Origin of the sequence: Noviherbaspirillum sp., assembly GCF_035254685.1 — a bacterium.
Taxonomy (GTDB): domain Bacteria; phylum Pseudomonadota; class Gammaproteobacteria; order Burkholderiales; family Burkholderiaceae_D; genus Noviherbaspirillum.
Map to the genome: position 1 here is coordinate 1 of NZ_DATFAI010000028.1, position 19,669 is coordinate 19,669.

Genomic DNA, 19,669 nt, shown 5'->3' on the forward strand with positions numbered 1-19,669 from the left:
CACCTCCGGGAAGGCATTTTCTTCGGGGCAGAACACTTCATCCATCACGATCTCGCCTGTGATCGATGCGCGCAGGCCCACCTTGCCGTGGATCGCCGGTGCGGATAATCCCTTCCAGCCTTTTTCCAGCACGAAGCCGCGAATTTGGCCACCCCCGGCTCCTTCGTCATCCTTGGCCCACACCACGAATACGTCGGCGATCGGGGAATTGGAAATCCACATCTTGCTGCCGGTCAGGCTGTAGCCGCCCGCCACTTTCTTCGCGCGGGTGACCATCGAGCCGGGGTCGGAGCCGTGGTTGGGTTCGGTCAGGCCGAAGCAGCCGATCCATTCGCCGGTGGAGAGCTTCGGAAGATACTTTTGCTTCGTCTGTTCATTGCCGAATTCAAAGATCGGCACCATGACCAGCGAGGACTGCACGCTCATCATCGAGCGGTAGCCGGAATCGACACGCTCGACTTCGCGCGCGATCAGGCCGTAGCTGACGTAGTTCAGGCCGGGGCCGCCGTACTGTTCGGGAATGGTGGGGCCGAGCAGGCCGAGCGCGCCCATTTCGCGGAAGATGGCAGGGTCGGTCTTTTCGTGACGAAAGGCTTCGAGCACACGCGGCTGCAATCTTTCCTGGCAGTAGGCGTTGGCGGCATCGCGCACCATGCGCTCGTCGTCGGTGAGTTGCTGGTCCAGCAGCAAGGGATCGTCCCATTGGAACTGGGCTTTTGTAGTCTTGGAAGTCATCGTTGGGTCCTCTGGTAAAGAGAAATGCTGGAGGCGCACACCTCCGTTCCTGTTATTCCTTGATCGTACTGGTCGATACGAATTTCCCGGCATGGAAGACGAGCGCGGGCTTCGGCGAGACGTCGCAGCGTTCGACTTCACCGACAAAAATGACATGGTCGCCTTCCGGGTAACGGCTACGGTTGTGGCATTCGAACCAGGCCGCCGCACCCTTGAGGATAGGCAAGCCGGTGCGCGACAGGTCGAAGTCGACGCCTTCGAAGCGGTTCTCGATGCGCATCGAAAAACGCTCCGCAAGCTCCTTCTGATCGCCGGCGAGCACGTTGATCACGTAATGGGAATTGCCGGTGAAGACAGGCAGGCTGGAAGCGGCTTGCGAAAGGCTCCATAACACTAGCGGCGGATCGAGTGACACGGAGTTGAATGAGCTGGCAGTCAGTCCGAGGAAACTGCCGTCGGGCAGACAGGTAGTGATGATCGTGACGCCCGTCGCGAACTGCGAGAGTGCATTGCGAAAATGGCGGGTGTCGAATTCCGGCGGCCCGGCGCTTGAAGACTGTTTTGACATCTGAGTATCCAGGAAATAGTGCTCATTATGCCGAAAAAGAAATTTTCTCGCGGACAGGCGCGCCAGGCATTTCATCACTTTCGCTTCTGTTATGGCGCAAAAATCTGCGCGGAAGTCAAATGATTGCACCTTGATACCGCGGCGACCGGCAATTTCATGTCGCTGATGATTTACTTTTCCTGCTCGAAGCCCCATTCGAAGATGAGTAGCGATTCATCATGGACGTTCAGCGCGATGTTGTGAAAATCGATATTGATCACCCTCAGGACGCCGGTGCGACGCTGGAGCGTGAAGTTATTCAGCGAAAACATGCGTTTCACGCTCACTTCCGACATGCAGATGTAGCCGGCAAGGGGCGCATAAAATAATGCCGCCCAATTTCAGTTCGCGCTTGAGCGACTCGACGAGGGAAGTGGCTTGCATCATGGTTTTATCGACTTGACAACAAAGTCGCAAAAATGATACAGCACTGCATAAACCACGCTGCAAACGGTGTACCTTGAAACAGGCAGTATTGCGTCAAATGGGAAAACATCACGCCTTGACCGGAATCGGTTGGGGATCTGCGGCGGTTTGCGCTAAAGTCATGTCATAACGTAACGGGATTAACGATGGCGACCGAAACAGCAACACTTGGCGGAGGATGCTTCTGGTGTCTGGAGGCGGTGTATCAGGAACTGAAGGGCGTGCTGCACGTCGAGTCCGGCTATGCGGGCGGCCACATGCCCAATCCGACGTATGAACAGGTGTGCGACGGGACGACCGGCCACGCCGAAGTGATTCGTGTCGAGTTCGATCCGGCCGTAGTCAGCTATCGCGAGATCCTGGAAATTTTCTTCACCATTCATGACCCCACCACGCCGAACCGCCAGGGTAATGACATCGGCACGCAATACCGTTCGGTGATTTTTTACCATTCGACCGAACAACAGGAAACGGCAAAGCAGGTGATCGCCTGCATGGCAAACGTCTGGGATGCGCCCATCGTGACCGAACTCAAGCCGGCGGAGCAGTATTACAAGGCCGAGGATTATCACCAGAACTATTTCCGCCAGCATCCGCTGCAGGGCTATTGTGCATTCATCGTCGCACCCAAGGTGGCGAAATTCCGCAAGGTCTTCGCGGAAAAGACCAGGGCGGCGGAGTGAGCGGAGGAGAGGACGAGAACGTGACAACCGTATTTGAAAAAATCATCCGTGGCGAAATCCCGAGCGTCAAGGTGTATGAAGACGATCTGGTTTACGCCTTCATGGATGCCGGTCAGGTGAATCCGGGCCATGTGCTGGTGGCGACGAAGAAGCCCTACGAGACGCTGATGGATGCGGATGAAGAATCGGCTGCGGCGATGATGCGGGCCGCATGCAGGATCGCCAAGGCGGTGCAGAAGGCCTTCCAGCCGGAAGGCGTTACCGTCCTTCAGGCGAACAGGCCCGCCGGCTGGCAGACAGTGCCGCATCTGCATCTGCACGTGCTGCCGCGTTTTCACGGCGATGGCGTCGAACTCACGTGGCCGCGCAAGGAGCCCGGGATGGACAAGCTGCGCGAATATGCTGCGAGGATCGTGCTCGACTAAGAACAGTCGTCGGCCTGCTGCCGCAGGCTCCATTCAGTTGGCATAGATGTAGCGTCGCGACCACGGCAACATGGTCGGCTCGCGGTTGGCCTTGGTGCACACAACCTGGTACAGCGAGACCCAGTCCTGCGCGAATGCGTAGGAGCAGCCCGCCAGGTAGACGCGCCAGATCCGGAAACGCCTGTCATCCACCATCGATTTGATGGCGTCGGCGTGCGCCTCGTAGTTGTCTGCCCAGATACCGCAGGTCCTCGCGTAATGGCGCCGCAGGTTTTCAACATCGTAGGCTTCCAGTCCGCCTTCCTGCATCGTCGTCAGCACGGTGCCGATATGTTCCAGCTCTCCACATGGAAAGACGTACTGTTCGATGAAATCGCCGGCGCCATAGGCAGTTGAGCCGTTCTTCGGATCGGTGGTGGTGATTCCGTGATTCATCACGATACCGTCGTCGGACAGTAATGAGCAGATCTTGCGGAAATATTCCGGCAGGTGCTTTGCGCCCACATGCTCGAACATGCCGACGCTGGTGATGCGGTCGTAGTTGCCGGTCACATCGCGATAATCCTGGATACGAATGTCCACGCGGTCGGAGAGTCCGAGCTTCATGACCCGTTCTCGCGCCAGTTCGTACTGATTTTGCGACAAGGTGATGCCGACGCACTTCGCGCCGAACTTCTGTGCCGCGCGGATGACCAGCGCGCCCCAGCCGCATCCGATATCGAGCAGCGTATGGCCCGGCCGCACCTGGATCTTGGTGAGGATATGGTCAATCTTCTTCAGCTGCCCGGTGGCCAGGTCTTCCTCGCCGTTCTCGAAATAGGCGCAGGAGTAAACCATGTTCTCGTCGAGCCACTTGCTGTAGAACTCGTTGGAGACGTCGTAGTGGTAGCGGATCGCTTCTTCGTCTTTCTTCTTCGTGTGGTGCAGCGAGCGCACCACACGGGAGAATTTTCCTTCCGGCTTCAGTGCATGTGTGGCGAGTGCGCTGCCGATCGAGATGATCTCTCTGGCACGCCCTTCAACCTCGATCTTGCCTTCGACATAGGCCTTGCCGAGGTTGAACAGCGACGGCGTCAGCAGGTAAGCCAGTGCTGACACGTGCGGCACCTTTACCGTGACTTTGGGTGGTGTCTGGTCACCGAGATCCAGCTGTTGCCCGTTCCAGAGCACGAGCCTGAGTGGCAATGCGGACTGGCCGCGAAACGTTTCGACCCAGCTTCCCAGCTTCTTTTCCCAAAACACGATGTGCCTCCGTATATGGAACGGATTGATCGAGTGATGCGACTCCGGGTAGCTGCCTTATGTCACGGCTGCAGCCTCTGCCGTTGCCAGTTGCCGTCCGCCTGCAGGATATACGCGATGCGGTCATGCAGGCGCGACGGACGACCCTGCCAGAACTCGATGTAATCCGGTACCAGCCTGAATCCGCCCCAATGTGCCGGCCGGGACGGGTGTTCTCCGTATTGTTGTTCTACCTGGGTGACTCTCTCTTCCAGCGCTTCGCGGCTGGCGATCGGACGGCTTTGGGCCGATGCAATGGCGCCCAGGCGGCTTTTCAATGGACGGCTTTGGAAATAGGCGTCGTTTTCGGCGTCGGACAGACGTTCGACACGACCCTCGATGCGCACCTGCCGTTCCAGTTCAATCCAGTAAAACAGCAATGCCGCAAATTGGTTTTGCGTTAACTCATGCCCCTTGCGACTCTCGTAATTTGTGAAGAAGGTGAAGCCGCGCTGATCGAATTCCTTGATCAACAGAATGCGCGAGGACGGCCTGCCGTTTGCGTTGACGGTGGAGACGCACATCGCATTGGCTTCCGGCACTTGTGCCGCGATTGCCTCGCCAAACCACTTCGAGAACTGCTCGATCGGACTGGGCAGGGTGTCCGCCTCCGACAAACTGGCACGACTGTAATCTTTACGCAGATCTGCTATCGACATCTTGGTTCCTGTTTATTGTTTTGCAACAGTCCGGCTGCTGCTCATGCAAGCTTTGATATCCGGGCGCCCGGAATGGTTTTCACGCGTGACACAACAAGGGCATTTTCTGCAACATAGACGAATACCGCGCCCGGCTGCCTTGTCTTGCATCAATTTTATCGAAATACAAAGTCGCTGCGCGTATTTGCGCCCGTAAGGGTTTGATGACGCAGCGCTACCGGGACGCGCTTTTCCGCCAGGCGAGCGGAATGCCGGCACCGATCATCGCGCCCATGCTCCAGAATACGGCAGGCAAGCCGAGCGCGACGCCTGCGCCGCCGAACATCAGGGGCAGGACCACCTGGCAGGCATTCCCGATGGTGACCCGCATGCCCACGGCCTCCGCCGCGCGTCCTGCAGGGGCGCAATGATGCAGCAGCGCCAGCATATTCGGTTGGCTGGATCCCACCGCCAGCCCGAGCAAGGCCGCCACGGCCATTACCGGGAGCGGTTGTCGCATCAGCGGGAACAAGGCGTAGCAGACCGTTGCCAGCATCAGCGCCGATGCCAGCACTTGCCATTCCGACAGGCGCCGCGATATCCATGGCATGGCGAGACGCACCATGAACGTGGCGGCGGAAAAGCAGCCGAGGATCAGGCCGATGGTCGATGCGCTGAAGCCAGAACGCGTGCCCTGGATCGGCACCACGAAGGTGAACAGGTCCCATGCCGACGAGAGCAGGGTGCCGACGAAATAAATGTGCCGCATTTCCACCTTGCGCAGCAGATCCAGCGCGCCGCCCGGCGGCAGCTCTTCGGTGTGCAGACGGAGCCGGATGTGCCGCAGCCGGCCGCGAGCGGTCAGGGTCAATGCTGCCAGCGCAAGGACGGAAAAAACCATGTAGGCAGCACTGTAGCGGGCATGGTCGATGATCAGTCCGGCAAGCACGGGGCCGCAGAATCCCGAAATCGAAAACCCGAGTGCCAGCCAGCCAAAATTGGATATACGGTTTTCCGCCGAGCTGATTTCGCCGACGGTGTGCTGCGACGCGACCTGTACCGCCATGAATCCGGTACCGATGAGCACAGTGGCAAGATAAAGAATCGGCAATCCTCCAATGATGCCTGGCAGTGCGCAGCCGATGAGGATCGACGCGCATCCGGCGAGCATCGGCCGGATGATCCCGACGCGGTCGATCAGGCGTCCTGCCGGCACCGCGAACAGCATCGGGAAAAGCGAGAACAGGGCTATCAATGTGCCAACAGTGAATTCTGATGCGTGCATCGAGAGCGCATAGAGCGAGGTCGTCACCCGGGTACCGGCCAGCGCCGCATGCGCGGTCAATGACACAAGGATAAGCTGCAGCAGCGGAACGGAGGGAAGCACGGCAGGGCGATACGGGAAGGCAATGGCAGGAGATCTGCAAGAATCATTCTAGAGGAAAACATAGTGCGTTGCTGTCCGTTAAAATGGCGAGATGAACGCAATTGTTTCCCTTGATCCTTCTTTTGATTCCTCGACCTGCGACATTGATTTCGATCGTCGCTTCGGCGGCATCGCACGCTTGTATGGCGATGCTGCGCTGTCGCGCTTTCGCCGCGCACACGTATGTGTCGTCGGCGTGGGTGGCGTCGGCTCGTGGATTGTCGAAGCCCTCGCACGCAGTGCGATCGGGCGTATTACGATGATCGACCTCGACAACGTGGCGGAGTCGAACGTCAATCGCCAGATCCATGCATTGACCGAGACGCTCGGCAAGGCCAAGGTGACCGCGCTCGCAGAACGCATCAGGCAGATCAACCCGTTTTGCGAAGTCACCGAGGTTGAAGATTTTGTCACGCCGGAAAATCTCGACCAGATGATCGGCGCACATTCCTATGACTATGTCATTGATGCCATTGATAGCGTCAAGGCCAAGACCGCGTTGATCGCCTACTGCCGAGCCAAGGGTATCAGGCTGATCACGATCGGCGGCGCCGGCGGTCAGATGGATCCGACCCGGATTGAAATCCGCGACCTTTCCCGCACCGAGCAGGAGCCCTTGCTGGCCAAGGTACGCAAGCGCCTGCGCGCCGAGCACGGTTTCCCTCGAGGCACGAAGAACAAGTTCGGCATCGACGCGGTGTTTTCCACTGAACCCCTGCGCTTTCCCGAGAGCGGCGAAGCATGTGCAATAGATGACGATGACAAGTCCGGCGTGACCGGGCTGAATTGCGCGGGCTTCGGATCGACAATGGCCGTGACCGCATCGTTCGGCCTGGTCGCTGCCGCGCAGGTGCTCCGAAGGCTGGCGGAAGAGACAGCGTCAATCAACACCAATCGACAGGCTGGCTGAGATCTAAGGGCCTGTCCAGGAATAAATTGCACATTTTTCTCAGCCATGGCGGGCGCGCCGCGGCGTTGTTCGCTGCTTGCAGTGCCCGCACTGCGGCGCAACGAACGCCTTGCATTGCATTCCGCCACGCCCGGCAAAATGCACAATTTATTCCTAGACAGGCCCTAAGCGGGCGGCAGCCCGCTTGCGTCGCCAGCCTTTACATCGGGTACCCAGCAAGTCTCATCCAGCGAGCGCGATGCGAGCACTTCATAGCGCGCTCCTTCCGCCGTCGTAACCGATTGCACCAAGGCCACTTCGCTGGCATGCCATTCGATTGGATTGAACGCGAAATCCGAGGGCGGCGACGCATCGCGGGCAAGGGTAATGTGCGGCTTGAATGACTGCCGGGCGTCACTCGGAATGCCTTCTCGCAGCAAGGCGCCGGCCAGTTCTTCCTGCAGCGAATGCAGTTCATCAGGTGCGCGATGCGTACCAACCCAGGCAATATGCTTGCGCGGGAAATAGCCGACACGGTCCAGCAGCAAGATAGAGGAAGGGGATCCGAGATGCGTGAGGATTTCTTTCGCGGCTGGCAGGATGGTGGCTGGCTGTTGTCCGAGGAAGGCCAACGTCAGGTGGATGTTGTGGCAGGGCACCAACCGTCCACGCAGTGACGATTGCACTTCCACCAGTGCCGCACGCGTCAGATCGTCAGGCCAGAGTGCGAAGAACAGGCGCAGCGATTCATTCGGTCTCGCGTTCATCGTCATTGCATCCTCCTGTCGGCAAGCTGCGCGCTGGTCCTCAATGGCAGAGCGCGCTGCCGTGATCCGTGAACCCGTCCTTGTCGACGGGCAGGAATTCCCATTCATAACCTTCATTCTTGAGCGACAACTTCAGCACGCCGTGCGTGGAGTTATCGCTGACCTGGCTGTTGAATTTCCGGAAGCGGAACGGCGTCAGCTTCGCACCGCCGGTACCGACTACGAACTGGCGCATGCCGCGCTGTTCGTCGCGATGGCCATCGGCATCCTGCGGCGCGAAGCGTTCGTAATCATGGTCATGTCCGGACAGCACCAGCTCTGCGCCTGAGTCGTACAGCATTTTCCATGCTTCGATCATCTGGGCATTGCTCCCGTGTCCTCCGGAACTGAATACCGGATGATGCCAATATGCCAGTGTGCAATGCGCCTTGTTCTTTTCAAGATCGGCCTTGAGCCATTCCATCTGCACCTTGTGCTGCTCCGGCTTCAGGTAGCTGTTGAGCGAAATGACATGCCAGCTGCCGATGTCAAAGCTGTAGTAGCCGTAACGTGTCGGCCCCGCGATGGCTCCGAAATAGGCGTAATACCCGACGGCATTCGGCGTGTAGTATTCGTGATTCCCCGGCGCCGGATGGGTGCGTTGCTTGAATTTCCCCCAAGTGGGCTCGTAGCAATCCGTGAACTCGCTGAGCAGTCCAACCGGATAGGTATTGTCGCCCAGAGCAAGCACTGCAGCCTGGCTGTCTTGCGCAAGGCCCGGAATGATCTGCGCCGCCGTTTTGGCCGCGCCGCTGTCTTCCGGCTTGCGGTTCCGGCAATCGGCAATATCACCGGCCGCATACACCGTGACGCCCTTGTCGGTCGTCAATGCCGCTTTGGCGGTCTCTTCATGCGAGCCCTTGTTCGACTGGCACGCCGCCTGCGTGCAGGCCAAGGCAAATACCAGGATGAAATGAAGTGGATTGCGGAAGCGTTTGGAAGCGGTCATTGGATGCCGGTATTGTTGTTCTGACAGGGGCCTATTGTAGTGGATCGGCGGAATGGCGCGCATGGGTATTGCGCAGCAGCATGTGCCGACGCGGAGCACGGTGGCATGTGTGATGACGCGCAAAACGGATGACGAATGCGCTCAGCAAACGATTGTGCGTGCAACAAAAGGGGCGAGACTAGAATTCGTGTTCCCTGAACGCGCGTTTTGCACGCTCCTCGGCGGCTTTCCACGCCTCTGCCTCCGTAGGAAATGTCCCGACCGGAATGTAGGTCTCTGCGATCTCCGGTTCGCGCGCCAGCCGCACATAAACCTGCGCTTCAAAGGTCTCGTCGGATTGGCGGACTGCAACGATGCGCGCAAGATGCTCGTCGCTTCGCAGAATGCGTCCTTCCTGAGCAGCCGGTGGGTGATCCTGCTCGCGGGGATGTCCGTCCGCGTGCCTTCCGTTCGGCTTCTGCGCCTTCTGATCGCCATTCGGATGGCCCGCCGCAGGGTTTATCCTGCGCTCGTCGCGCTCCACCTCGTCCTGTGCCGGCGCCTTCTCGCCGCTTCCGATATCCGGTTCATCCATGTAATGCCTGGGTTGCGGTGCCATGCGATTCTCCTGACTATCGTTAGCATGAGAGCCTGCCAAGCAATAAATGGTCACACTTTTGCTCGTCAAGGCGTTTGCGCTACAGCATTGCCTGCACGTACTGCAGTGCATCCAATGTCTTGTATCGCATCCCGCTATGACCGCCAAACCGCACAATTTATTCCTTGGCAGACCCTGGACATAGGATGACGCCGCATATCGATAGTTCTTGCCGGCGCGTTGCAAGGTAGTCGAACCATCATGATGCCATTTCGTCTAATTTTTATTTGGAGGGCTTATGAGCGACTTGCAACGTGATCCAATCGAAGCCGAAAGACCTGACCCCCGGATGGCTCGCACGAAGGACAATCCGCTTGGTGTCGATGACATTGGCTTGCCGGCTGACATCGTTGCGGAGAATATGCCGGAGCTGGACGAAATCCGGCCTGACCCGGAGAAGCTCGGGAAAAGTAGTTGCCCTTCGCCACAGGATGAGCAGAGGAAGATCTGACATGGCTACCAAGCAAGAATGCGACAAGTACGCAGCCGAGCTGATTCAGCGCTTCGAAGATCTCACGAGATGGGCAATCACGAACTGGCCGAATGGCGAGTCGCCCTTGCTGCCTTCTGACTTCAACGAATCGCGCCGCGAGATCGGAAGGATCGTCGGACCGAAACTTGGTGATGGAAGTCCTTCAGATGAAAGCATGTCAAATGGGGAATCACGCCAGTACATCGACATGAATCCGATGCCTTGGCCGTAGTTGCAAGTGGAAATGCCCGCGGAGAAGAAGCCCCGTTCAATGGATTTGACGAACTTCAACATTGAATTTTTTCAATATGTTGAAGTTGTTAAGATATGTTTCTGAACGGCTAACATCAAAAGCCAGGTGATAGACTTTCAGTGTTTCAGTAGTAACCACTCGCGGTTGCTGCCTTCTGTTCATCGGCATCAACAGCTTTGCCAAGAAGAGGGAATCATGATTCAGAAATTAAAAAGAGCGTTTGTCTGGATGCTGCTGAGCGCCTTCACCTTTGTAGGCTTTACCCAGACTGTCCAGGCCGCGATGATCGGTACCGATCAGGTGCTGGCCGCAAATTCAGGCCAGCAGAACAGGGAGCGAATCGCCGCTGCGCTTGATCGGCCGGAAGTCATGACGCAACTCGAAAAGATGGGCGTCAACAAGGTTGATGCACAGGAGCGCGTCGCCGCACTCAGTGATTCGGAAGCAGCCACGCTGGCGAAGCAGATCGACAGCCTCCCCGCAGGTGGCGATGTCGTCGGCGCGCTGGTCCTGATTTTCGTCGTGCTGCTTGTCACCGATATCCTCGGGCTTACGAAGGTATTCCCCTTCACCCGTTCCAGAAGGTAAATGCAGCTTCATAAATGGCATTCCTGGCGCGGTTTTGCGCCGGGATTGCTATTGGTGCTGGCGCTCCTGTCAGGTTGCGCCACCCAGACACGATCCCTCCTGCAGTCCCCGGCGGCGACTTCCTTGCCGCGCCATATCGAGCTGGTGGCGACACCTTTCTTTCCGCAGGAACGTTACCAGTGCGGACCCGCTGCACTGGCAATGTCGTTGAATGCAGCCGGTGTCAAGATCACGCCAGATGCATTGGTTCCGCAAGTTTATGTTCCGCAGCGCGAAGGCAGTCTGCAGCCGGAAATGCTTGCAGCCGCACGGCGCAACGGTGTTGTCAGCATGACCATTCCTCCTCGCCTTGAATCCTTGCTTGCCGAGCTTGCTGCAGGCAATCCGGTCATTGTTCTGCAAAACCTGAGCCTGCCCTTGTTCCCTTTGTGGCACTACGCGGTAGCGATCGGATATGACCTGGACAAGGGCGACATCATCCTGCGGTCAGGTACGACAGCGCGCGAAGTAATGCCGCTCTCGACATTCGAGCACACTTGGGCGCGAGGCAACTATTGGGGGGAAGTCGTGTTGCAGCCGGGGCGGATGCCGATGACCGTCGACGAGCAAACCGCAACGGAAGAACTCGTGGCATTTGAAAAAAACAACGAGCCGTCTCGCGCACGCAAGGCATATGCAAGCGCGTTGAAGCGCTGGCCGCACAACCTGACCTTGCAGATGGGCTATGGCAATACAGCGTATGCTTCGGGCGATCGCGTTGCGGCGGCCGATGCGTTTCGGAGTGCAGCACGGGATCATCCGGACAGCGGAGCGGCATTCAATAACCTGGCAACGGTACTGGCCGAACTCGGTCGCTTTGAGGAAGCGCGTAATGCAGCCGAGAAGGCTGTGGCACTGGACGGTCCTTGGCGAGACGATGCCCGCGCGACATTGCGTGCGATCGAAACCCGAAAAAGCAAGGCAAAGTGAACCGTCGCGTCACCTTGTACGACTTTCCTTCCGATCCACGCAAAGCTTTAACGTCGGATTGCCTTCACACCGCATCCCGACAAGAAAGTCAATCAGGACCGTTGCAGCGATGCCGGCAATGAACAACAAGAGCATCAGCTGGATAATCGTCAAGCCTTTCATGTGTCTCATTGCCATGGACGCCTCAGCTCAGGATTGGTGTTGTCGGGGGAGAAAGCAAAAAACCCACGCAAACAGCGATGCTTGCGTGGGTTCTCTGACAAATGCTGCTCGAAATAATTCGAGTTGGTGGAGGCGGCGGGAATCGAACCCGCGTCCAGAAATCCTCTACAGCCAGTTCTACATGCGTAGTGCAGCCTACTGGTTTTAACCTTGTCGACGCGGACGCACGCGCTTCGTCAAGGCGAGTTACCTATTTTTAACGTTACACCAAGTAACCCGGTGCAACGCGATTCCCTGTGAGTGACTCTACTGCTGTTGCCAGCCCGCCCCAGAGACAAGACGGTGTAGAGCTAAGAAGTTATTAAGTTCCTAGAGGATTACGCTGCGAGAGCGTAAGTTTCATCGTTTGCATTTAAGCATTTCCGGTTGGATTTACGAGGTGACCAGCCCTCGGCATGCCCTGTACTGCTTCGCAACCCCTGTCGAAACCAGGTCGCCCCCAGATCAGTCGGAACTATTGTACCGCACTAGATGTGACTCGACTGATGGAATTCAAGGCCTGGCCACGAATTAAATCCATAAGACCAGTCGGCGAGTTGGCCAGCGCGTGCGCATCCCATGTGGCAGGTTCGACATGGCCACAGTAACCCCAGGCTGCAGCAATAGTGATCATGCCTGCTGCACGGCCGGCCTGAATATCGCGCAGGTCATCACCGACGTACCAGCACTCTTGTGGAGTCACGCCGAGACGGGTGGCCGCTTCGAGCAGTGGAGCAGGGTGGGGTTTGGAATGCGGTGTGGTATCGCCGGAAATCACGCAACCTGCATGGCCAAGACCGATCTGCGGCACGAGCCGTTCGGTAAAGCGGGCTGCTTTGTTGGTCACGATTCCCCATGGCAGCCCGCATTCCTGCAAGCTTGCCAGCAATGCATCGATGCCATCAAACAGACGGCTTTCTACCGCGATAAATGCTTCATAGCTATCCAGGAAGTCATCGCGCAACGCGTTGTAACCTTCGTCATTCGGTTGCAGTCCAAACGATGCGCCGATCAGCCCGCGCGCTCCAGCCGAAGCTACCGGTCGCAGCTGCTCATACGGCGTAGGTGCAAGGCCGCGCCCTGCGCGCACACGGTTCATGGCCGCAGCAAGGTCCGGCGCGGTATCGGCAAGGGTGCCATCCAGGTCAAACAGGATGGCACGGGGTGCGGTTAATGCCATGGTTTCGTCGTGGTGAGGCAGGCGCTTGTTTGTCGGGCTGGAAGGTGATTCGCCAGTATGCTTTTTTAAGCCGGCCTGGTGCAGGCAACCAGATAATTGACATCGGTATTCTGATTTAGCGAATACACCTGTGTCAGGGGGTTATAACCCATCCCTTTCAAGCCTTCCAATGTCAATCCGGCGTGCCGAATGAATTGCGCCAGTTCGGCTGGGGTGATGAACTTTGCGTAATCGTGCGTCCCCTTCGGAAGCATTCGCAGTATGTACTCTGCACCGATCACTGCGAACAGATAGGCTTTCGGGTTGCGGTTGATCGTGGAGAAAAATACGTGCCCGCCTGGCTTGACGAGATTGGCGCAAGCCTGCACAACGGCGGCCGGGTCGGGTACATGCTCGAGCATTTCCATGCAGGTAACCACATCGTAAGCACCTGGTTCGCGCGCGGCGAGGTCTTCAGCGGAAATCATCTCGTAACGGACCTGCACGCCCGACTCCAGGCTGTGCAGATCGGCCACCTTCAGGGCCTTTTCCGACAGATCGATACCTGTGACCTTGGCCCCTTTTTTTGCCATCGACTCTGTAAGGATGCCTCCTCCGCAGCCGATATCAACTACGGTTTTTCCGGCCAGCGGAATGCGCGTGTTGATCCATTCAAGCCGGAGCGGATTGATTTCGTGGAGGGGACGGAATTCAGAGGTCGGGTCCCACCACCGGTGAGCGAGGTCGCTGAATTTTTGCAGTTCGAGGGGATCGGCATTCATAGTGTAAATGATAGCTGGAATACGGCCGCATGTCGTGGCGCGGGAGGCAATTCCGCAGCGCAGCCATAAAAAAACCCCGCCGAAGCGGGGTTTTGTTCTTTGTGAATCGATTAGCGGGTACGGGTACCAACAACTTCGATTTCAACGCGGCGGTTCTTGGCGCGGCCAGCAGCAGTCTTGTTGCTTGCAACAGGCTGTTTCTCGCCCTTACCTTCAGTGTAGACGCGGTTGGCTTCAACGCCCTTGGAAACCAGGTAGGCCTTCACGGCTTCCGCACGGCGGACGGACAGTTTCTGATTGTAGCTGTCAGTACCAATCGAGTCGGTGTGACCAACGGCGATAATCACTTCCAGGTTCATGCCCTGGAGCTTCGAAGTCAGATCATCCAGCTTTGCCTTGCCATCGGGTTTCAGCACGGCCTTGTCGAAGTCAAAGAAGGTGTCGGCAGCAAACGTGACTTTTTCCGAGACCGGGGCAGGTGCCGGAGCAGGAGCTGGGGCCGGAGCGGGTGCCGGTGCAGCAGGAGCGGGAGCCGGAGCAGCCTTGGCGATCTCGCCATCGCAGCCACCAACGGAATCGGCCGGAGTCCAGTAGCCGGTATGCCAGCACAGGCCGAACGGATCGCGTGCGATCACGCCACGGCTATCTTGCAGGTATGCGCTGTTCGGGGTTTTTGCCTGGATATCTTGCTGGGCCGAAGCGGAGAACGAAATGACTGCGGACGCAGCAAAGACGAGTTTTGCTAATTTATTCATATTTTTCCTCTTGGTTGAGATATCCGCAGGGTCACTGCGCAACAAATGACATTTTGGAACTTATATTACCACATGCTATTAGATCGTCGTTTGGCGAGGTTGTTCACCTGCAATGCCGTTTAATTAACTACATTTTGCCATACGCCTGATGTGCATCGATTATTGCAAAGTCAACGATACGGCGATTTTGATGGGCCGTTGTGTTTTCGCAACGGATATATAAAAAAGCTGGAGTTTTTAAAAGATCCCTGCGTAGGTCACAGGGATCTTTTAGTTGATCGCATTTCACTTTGCGAGGCCGCGAACCTCAATGACGACGCGCCGGTTGGGAGCGAGACATTCAATTAATTGCTTGCGCGGCAACTTGTCGTTGCAGGCCTTGATGGATTGCGTCTTTCCTGCGCCCAGTGTGTCGATGTTGGCGCCAACTCCCTTGCTCTTCAGGTAGGCAGCCACTGCATCGGCACGTTTTTCAGAGAGACGCTGGTTATAGGCCTGCGAGCCGAGGCGGTCGGTGTGACCCGTGACGAGCACGATATCCACCTTGGCGCAGCTCGTGAGCCGAGAAACCACATCGCTGTCGATACGCTTTTTCGCAGCGCCGCTCAGCACAGCTTTGTTGAATGCGAAGGTTTCGTCGCTGCTCAATGTCACTGCGAAGTCGCAACGTTTGGGAGCGACCGGTGCGGCAGGCGCTTGCGCCACCGGGGGAGGAGCAACCGCGGGCGCGGTCGGTTTCGCTACCGGCGGAGTCAATTCTCCGTCGCAGCCGGGCACTGCATCGGCGGGGGTCCAGTATCCGGTGCGCCAGCACAAGCCGAACGGGCTGCGCGCGATGATGCCGCGACCGTCCTGCACGTAAGCGCTGTTACCGGGATTTGCCTTGATGTCGGAAGTGGTTTGGGCGGCGGCAGAGACTGCGCTGACGCCCAAGGCGAGGCCAAGCGTAATTTTATTGAGCATGTTTTTTTACTAACGGTTATTTGTAGAAATGATATTTTTGCCGCTTGCAACAGGCAATTTAATCACATTTTTTGCAATTCCGCGCCCATGGAATAACACGCGCCTTCCGGGTGCGGCCGAGGCCGGGGAAGGCGCGGGGCGACGTGCTAAAATCTATCGTTTGGCATCCATGTCACGCATGTGATGTCGCAGCAACGATATTCATCCACCTTCTGCAGAGACAAGCCGACTCCCCAATGGATCAATTCGCAAAAGAGACAATCCCGATTTCCCTCGAAGAAGAGATGCGCAAGAGTTATCTCGATTACGCGATGAGCGTGATCGTGGGGCGTGCGCTGCCGGATGTGCGCGACGGCCTGAAGCCGGTGCACCGCCGTGTTCTCTACGCGATGCACGAGACGAACAACGTCTGGAACCGTCCGTATGTGAAATGCGCGCGCGTGGTCGGCGAGGTCATGGGTAAGTACCACCCGCATGGCGACCAGGCGATCTACGACACTCTCGTGCGCATGGCGCAGGACTTTTCGCTGCGCTACACGCTGGTGGACGGTCAGGGGAATTTTGGCTCGGTCGATGGCGACAATGCTGCGGCAATGCGTTACACGGAGTGCCGGCTCGACAAGATCGCCAGCGAAATCCTGGCGGATATCGAAAAGGAAACGGTCGACTTCGTACCGAACTACGACGGCAAGGAGAAGGAACCTTCCGTCCTGCCGACGCGCATTCCCAATCTGCTGATCAACGGCTCCTCGGGTATTGCGGTCGGCATGGCAACCAATATCCCGCCGCACAACATCTCGGAAGTGATCGACGGCGCGCTGCATGTACTGCGCAGCCCGGAATGCTCGGTGGATGAACTGATCGAAATCATTCCCGCGCCCGACTTCCCGACCGCGGGCATCATCTATGGCGTCTCCGGCGTACGCGACGGTTATCGCACCGGCCGCGGCCGCGTGGTGATGCGTGCGAAAACCCATTTCGAGGAATTCGGGAAGGATAACCGCACTGCGATCATCGTCGACGAGCTGCCGTACCAGGTCAACAAGAAGTCGCTGCTGGAACGCATCGCTGAACTGGTGCGCGACAAGAAGCTCGAGGGCATCTCCGACATCCGCGACGAGTCCGACAAGTCCGGCATGCGCGTGGTGATCGAGCTCAAGCGCGGCGAAGTGCCGGAAGTCGTGCTGAACAACCTGTACAAGCAGACGCAGTTGCAGGACACCTTCGGCATGAACATGGTGGCGCTGGTCGATGGCCAGCCGAAGCTGCTCAATCTCAAGCAGATGCTGGAGTGCTTCCTCTCGCATCGCCGCGAGGTTGTCACGCGTCGCACGGTGTTCGAGCTGCGCAAGGCACGCGAACGCGGTCACGTGCTGGAAGGCCTCGCCGTGGCGCTGGCGAACATTGACGACTTCATTGCGATCATCAAGGCTGCGCCGACGCCGCCGATCGCGAAATCGGAATTGATGGCGCGTTCCTGGGACTCGTCCCTCGTTCGCGAAATGCTGGCCCGCACTGGTGCCGAGAACGCGGGCGGTATCGACGCATTCCGTCCGGAGAACCTGCCCAAGCACTATGGCATCCAGCCCGATGGCCTCTACAGGCTGTCCGACGAACAGGCGCAGGAAATCCTGCAGATGCGCCTACAGCGCCTGACTGGTCTGGAGCAGGACAAGATCGTCAACGAGTACAAGGAAGTGATGGCGCAGATCGCCGACCTGCTGGATATTCTCGCCAAGCCGGAACGCGTGACGGCCATCATTTCCGACGAGCTGAATGCGGCGAAGAACGAATACGGTGCAGGCGCAAAGGACTCCAGGCGTTCCCAGATCGAACTGAACACCTCAGATCTCGAAACCGAAGACCTGATTGCCCCTCAGGACATGGTGGTGACATTGTCACATGCCGGCTACATGAAATCGCAACCGGTGTCCGAGTACCGCGCGCAGAAGCGTGGCGGCCGCGGCAAGCAGGCGATGGCGACCAAGGAAGACGACTGGATCGACCAGCTGTTCATCGCCAATACGCATGACTACATCCTCTGCTTCTCGAATCGCGGGCGCCTGTACTGGCTGAAGGTGTGGGAAGTGCCGCAGGGCTCGCGCAACTCCCGCGGCAAGCCGATCGTCAACATGTTCCCGCTACAGGACGGCGAGAAGATCACCGTTGTACTGCCGCTGTCGGGCGAGAACCGCAGCTTCCCCGAAGACCACTACGTGTTCATGGCGACCAGCCTTGGCACGGTGAAGAAGACGCCGCTGACCGAGTTCAGCAATCCGCGCAAGGCGGGCATTATCGCCGTTGATCTGGACGATGGCGATTTTCTGATCGGCGCGGCTCTGACCGACGGCAAGCACGACGTGATGCTGTTCTCCGATGCGGGCAAGGCAGTTCGCTTCGACGAGAACGACGTGCGCCCGATGGGACGCACGGCGCGCGGGGTGCGCGGCATGAGCCTGGAAGACGGTCAGCAGGTGATTGCCTTGCTGGTGGCGGAAAACGAGCAGCAATCGGTGCTGACGGCAACTGAAAACGGCTACGGCAAGCGTACGCCGATTACCGAGTACACGCGCCATGGCCGCGGCACCAAGGGCATGATTGCGATCCAGACTAGCGAGCGCAACGGCAAGGTGGTCGCCGCCACGCTGGTGGAACCCAACGATGAAATCATGCTGATCACGACCGGCGGCGTGCTGATTCGCACGCGTGTCGCCGAGATCCGCGAAATGGGTCGCGCGACGCAGGGCGTTACGCTGATCGCGGTCGAGGACGGCACGAAGCTCTCTGGCCTGCAGCGCATTGTCGAATCGGATGTCGAGGAAGACAACGGTAGTAGCGCGGAGAGCGCAACCGAAAACGGCAACGCTGGCGGCGCAACGGAGGACCAATGACACGCGTCTACAACTTTTCCGCCGGTCCGGCGGTCCTGCCGCAGGAAGTACTGCAGCTAGCAGCGGATGAAATGCTCGACTGGCACGGCAGCGGCATGTCCGTGATGGAGATGAGCCATCGCGGCAAGGAATTCATCTCGATCTACGAAGCAGCAGAGCGCGACCTGCGCGACCTGCTCGCCGTGCCGGCGAATTACAGAATCTTGTTCCTGCAGGGCGGCGGCATCGGCGAGAACGCCATTGTGCCGATGAATCTGCTCGGCAGGAAGCCTCAGCCGGCTGTGGTTGATTTCGTCCATACCGGATCCTGGTCGGGCAAATCGATCAAGGAAGCGAAAAAATACTGCACGGCGAATGTCGCTGCGTCCTCGGAAAGCCAGAAGTTCGCGGCCATTCCGCCACGCGATACCTGGAAGCTGTCGAAGGATGCGGCCTACGTCCATATCTGCACCAATGAAACCATCGACGGCGTCGAGTTTCAGTACACGCCGGACGTGGGCGAGGTACCGCTGGTGGCTGACATGTCCTCGCACATCCTGTCGCGCGCGATTGACGTTTCAAAATACGGTGTGATTTTCGGTGGCGCCCAGAAGAACATCGGTCCCGCCGGCCTCACCCTGGTGATCGTGCGCGAAGACCTGATAGGCCATGCGCTCACCATTTGCCCTTCTGCCTTCGACTGGAAACTGGTCGCGGAAAACCACTCGATGTACAACACGCCGCCGACCTACGCGATTTACATCGCTGGCTTGGTATTCCAGTGGCTGAAGAAACAGGGCGGCGTTGCTGCGATGGAACAACGCAATATTGCGAAAGCCGCGCTCTTGTATGACTATCTGGATTCCACCGGTTTTTATACGAACAAGGTTGCGAAGGACTGCCGCTCGCGCATGAACGTTCCCTTCTTCCTGAAGGATGAATCGTTGAACGACGCGTTCCTCGCTGGCGCGAAAGAGCGCAACCTGCTTCAGCTCAAGGGCCACAAGTCCGTAGGCGGCATGCGGGCATCGATCTACAACGCGATGCCCGTCGAAGGCGTGCAGGCGCTGGTCGACTATCTGAAGGAATTCGAAAGGAAGCATGGCTAGGGCACTGCCTGACGCTTTCGCTTTTCGGTGCCTTCCCTGAGCGGGG

23 protein-coding genes and 1 other RNA gene are annotated in these 19,669 nt (G+C 58.0%); 9 read left to right on the forward strand and 15 right to left on the reverse strand.

Annotated elements, in window-relative coordinates:
• The 3 genes from VJ698_RS13650 to VJ698_RS13660 form a co-directional block, all read right to left on the reverse strand.
• On the reverse strand, positions 1–735 hold a 735-nt coding region (locus VJ698_RS13650; RefSeq protein ID WP_324103324.1), incomplete at its 3' end, for an acyl-CoA dehydrogenase family protein.
• 52 nt (positions 736–787) lie between these two features.
• Positions 788–1,303 (reverse strand): flavin reductase family protein, encoded by a 516-nt coding sequence (locus VJ698_RS13655; protein ID WP_324103325.1) that lies wholly within the window; start codon positions 1,301–1,303, stop codon positions 788–790.
• Positions 1,304–1,473: 170 nt separating this feature from the next.
• Positions 1,474–1,623, reverse strand: coding sequence for a hypothetical protein (locus VJ698_RS13660; protein WP_324103326.1), 150 nt, complete (start codon positions 1,621–1,623; stop codon positions 1,474–1,476).
• 291 nt (positions 1,624–1,914) lie between these two features.
• Here VJ698_RS13660 and msrA point away from each other — a divergent pair, with 291 nt between their 5' ends.
• The gene (gene msrA, locus VJ698_RS13665) at positions 1,915–2,451 is read left to right on the forward strand and encodes a peptide-methionine (S)-S-oxide reductase MsrA (protein WP_324103327.1); all 537 of its coding nucleotides are present in this window, start codon (positions 1,915–1,917) and stop codon (positions 2,449–2,451) included.
• Between the two features lie 20 nt (positions 2,452–2,471).
• A complete protein-coding gene (locus VJ698_RS13670; protein WP_324103328.1) occupies positions 2,472–2,876 on the forward strand; it encodes an HIT family protein in 405 nt (134 codons plus the stop codon).
• A gap of 33 nt (positions 2,877–2,909) precedes the next feature.
• Here VJ698_RS13670 and VJ698_RS13675 read toward each other — a convergent pair whose 3' ends face one another.
• The 3 genes from VJ698_RS13675 to VJ698_RS13685 all read right to left on the reverse strand — a co-directional run bounded on the left by VJ698_RS13675 (position 2,910) and on the right by VJ698_RS13685 (position 6,182).
• Positions 2,910–4,118, reverse strand: a complete 1,209-nt coding sequence (locus tag VJ698_RS13675) for a cyclopropane-fatty-acyl-phospholipid synthase family protein (protein ID WP_324103329.1) — start codon at positions 4,116–4,118, stop codon at positions 2,910–2,912.
• 62 nt (positions 4,119–4,180) lie between these two features.
• A complete protein-coding gene (gene pdxH / locus VJ698_RS13680) occupies positions 4,181–4,816 on the reverse strand; it encodes a pyridoxamine 5'-phosphate oxidase (RefSeq protein ID WP_324103330.1) in 636 nt (211 codons plus the stop codon).
• 214 nt (positions 4,817–5,030) lie between these two features.
• Positions 5,031–6,182 carry an MFS transporter gene (locus tag VJ698_RS13685; RefSeq protein ID WP_324103331.1) on the reverse strand — a complete coding sequence of 384 codons (1,152 nt, stop codon included), beginning with the start codon at positions 6,180–6,182 and terminating at the stop codon, positions 5,031–5,033.
• A 91-nt stretch (positions 6,183–6,273) separates the two neighbouring features.
• On the opposite strand from VJ698_RS13685, the gene tcdA reads away from it, so the two are divergent.
• Positions 6,274–7,131, forward strand: coding sequence for a tRNA cyclic N6-threonylcarbamoyladenosine(37) synthase TcdA (gene tcdA / locus VJ698_RS13690; RefSeq protein WP_324103332.1), 858 nt, complete (start codon positions 6,274–6,276; stop codon positions 7,129–7,131).
• A gap of 164 nt (positions 7,132–7,295) precedes the next feature.
• Here tcdA and thpR read toward each other — a convergent pair whose 3' ends face one another.
• The 3 genes from thpR to VJ698_RS13705 all read right to left on the reverse strand — a co-directional run bounded on the left by thpR (position 7,296) and on the right by VJ698_RS13705 (position 9,463).
• Complete coding sequence (gene thpR / locus VJ698_RS13695; protein ID WP_324103333.1) at positions 7,296–7,883, reverse strand: RNA 2',3'-cyclic phosphodiesterase; 588 nt, start codon at positions 7,881–7,883, stop codon at positions 7,296–7,298.
• 34 nt (positions 7,884–7,917) lie between these two features.
• The gene (locus VJ698_RS13700) at positions 7,918–8,865 is read right to left on the reverse strand and encodes a metallophosphoesterase family protein (protein WP_414691157.1); all 948 of its coding nucleotides are present in this window, start codon (positions 8,863–8,865) and stop codon (positions 7,918–7,920) included.
• Positions 8,866–9,043: 178 nt separating this feature from the next.
• Positions 9,044–9,463, reverse strand: a complete 420-nt coding sequence (locus VJ698_RS13705) for a hypothetical protein (RefSeq protein WP_324103334.1) — start codon at positions 9,461–9,463, stop codon at positions 9,044–9,046.
• 277 nt (positions 9,464–9,740) lie between these two features.
• Here VJ698_RS13705 and VJ698_RS13710 point away from each other — a divergent pair, with 277 nt between their 5' ends.
• The 4 genes from VJ698_RS13710 to VJ698_RS13725 all read left to right on the forward strand — a co-directional run bounded on the left by VJ698_RS13710 (position 9,741) and on the right by VJ698_RS13725 (position 11,784).
• Complete coding sequence (locus tag VJ698_RS13710; protein WP_324103335.1) at positions 9,741–9,953, forward strand: hypothetical protein; 213 nt, start codon at positions 9,741–9,743, stop codon at positions 9,951–9,953.
• Between the two features lies 1 nt (position 9,954).
• Positions 9,955–10,206 carry a hypothetical protein gene (locus VJ698_RS13715; RefSeq protein ID WP_324103336.1) on the forward strand — a complete coding sequence of 84 codons (252 nt, stop codon included), beginning with the start codon at positions 9,955–9,957 and terminating at the stop codon, positions 10,204–10,206.
• Positions 10,207–10,422: 216 nt separating this feature from the next.
• The gene (locus VJ698_RS13720; RefSeq protein WP_324103337.1) at positions 10,423–10,815 is read left to right on the forward strand and encodes a PA2779 family protein; all 393 of its coding nucleotides are present in this window, start codon (positions 10,423–10,425) and stop codon (positions 10,813–10,815) included.
• Positions 10,816–11,784: a PA2778 family cysteine peptidase gene (locus VJ698_RS13725; protein ID WP_324103338.1), complete on the forward strand. Its 969-nt coding sequence runs from the start codon at positions 10,816–10,818 to the stop codon at positions 11,782–11,784. It abuts the gene before it with no gap.
• 9 nt (positions 11,785–11,793) lie between these two features.
• Here VJ698_RS13725 and VJ698_RS13730 read toward each other — a convergent pair whose 3' ends face one another.
• From VJ698_RS13730 to VJ698_RS13755, 6 genes are all read right to left on the reverse strand, one after another.
• Positions 11,794–11,946: a hypothetical protein gene (locus VJ698_RS13730; protein WP_324103339.1), complete on the reverse strand. Its 153-nt coding sequence runs from the start codon at positions 11,944–11,946 to the stop codon at positions 11,794–11,796.
• 124 nt (positions 11,947–12,070) lie between these two features.
• Positions 12,071–12,447: a transfer-messenger RNA gene (gene ssrA / locus VJ698_RS13735) on the reverse strand.
• 13 nt (positions 12,448–12,460) lie between these two features.
• Positions 12,461–13,165 carry an HAD-IA family hydrolase gene (locus tag VJ698_RS13740; protein WP_324103340.1) on the reverse strand — a complete coding sequence of 235 codons (705 nt, stop codon included), beginning with the start codon at positions 13,163–13,165 and terminating at the stop codon, positions 12,461–12,463.
• A gap of 65 nt (positions 13,166–13,230) precedes the next feature.
• The gene (gene ubiG, locus VJ698_RS13745; protein WP_324103341.1) at positions 13,231–13,926 is read right to left on the reverse strand and encodes a bifunctional 2-polyprenyl-6-hydroxyphenol methylase/3-demethylubiquinol 3-O-methyltransferase UbiG; all 696 of its coding nucleotides are present in this window, start codon (positions 13,924–13,926) and stop codon (positions 13,231–13,233) included.
• A 110-nt stretch (positions 13,927–14,036) separates the two neighbouring features.
• Complete coding sequence (gene ompA, locus VJ698_RS13750) at positions 14,037–14,681, reverse strand: outer membrane protein OmpA (RefSeq protein ID WP_324103342.1); 645 nt, start codon at positions 14,679–14,681, stop codon at positions 14,037–14,039.
• Between the two features lie 285 nt (positions 14,682–14,966).
• A complete protein-coding gene (locus VJ698_RS13755; protein WP_324103343.1) occupies positions 14,967–15,644 on the reverse strand; it encodes an OmpA family protein in 678 nt (225 codons plus the stop codon).
• 236 nt (positions 15,645–15,880) lie between these two features.
• Here VJ698_RS13755 and gyrA point away from each other — a divergent pair, with 236 nt between their 5' ends.
• Together gyrA and serC are read left to right on the forward strand one after the other, a co-directional pair.
• Positions 15,881–18,535, forward strand: a complete 2,655-nt coding sequence (gyrA, locus tag VJ698_RS13760; RefSeq protein ID WP_324103344.1) for a DNA gyrase subunit A — start codon at positions 15,881–15,883, stop codon at positions 18,533–18,535.
• Positions 18,532–19,623: a 3-phosphoserine/phosphohydroxythreonine transaminase gene (gene serC / locus VJ698_RS13765; protein WP_324103345.1), complete on the forward strand. Its 1,092-nt coding sequence runs from the start codon at positions 18,532–18,534 to the stop codon at positions 19,621–19,623. The genes gyrA and serC overlap by 4 nt, the downstream gene beginning before the upstream one ends.
• Positions 19,624–19,669: the final 46 nt, after the last annotated feature.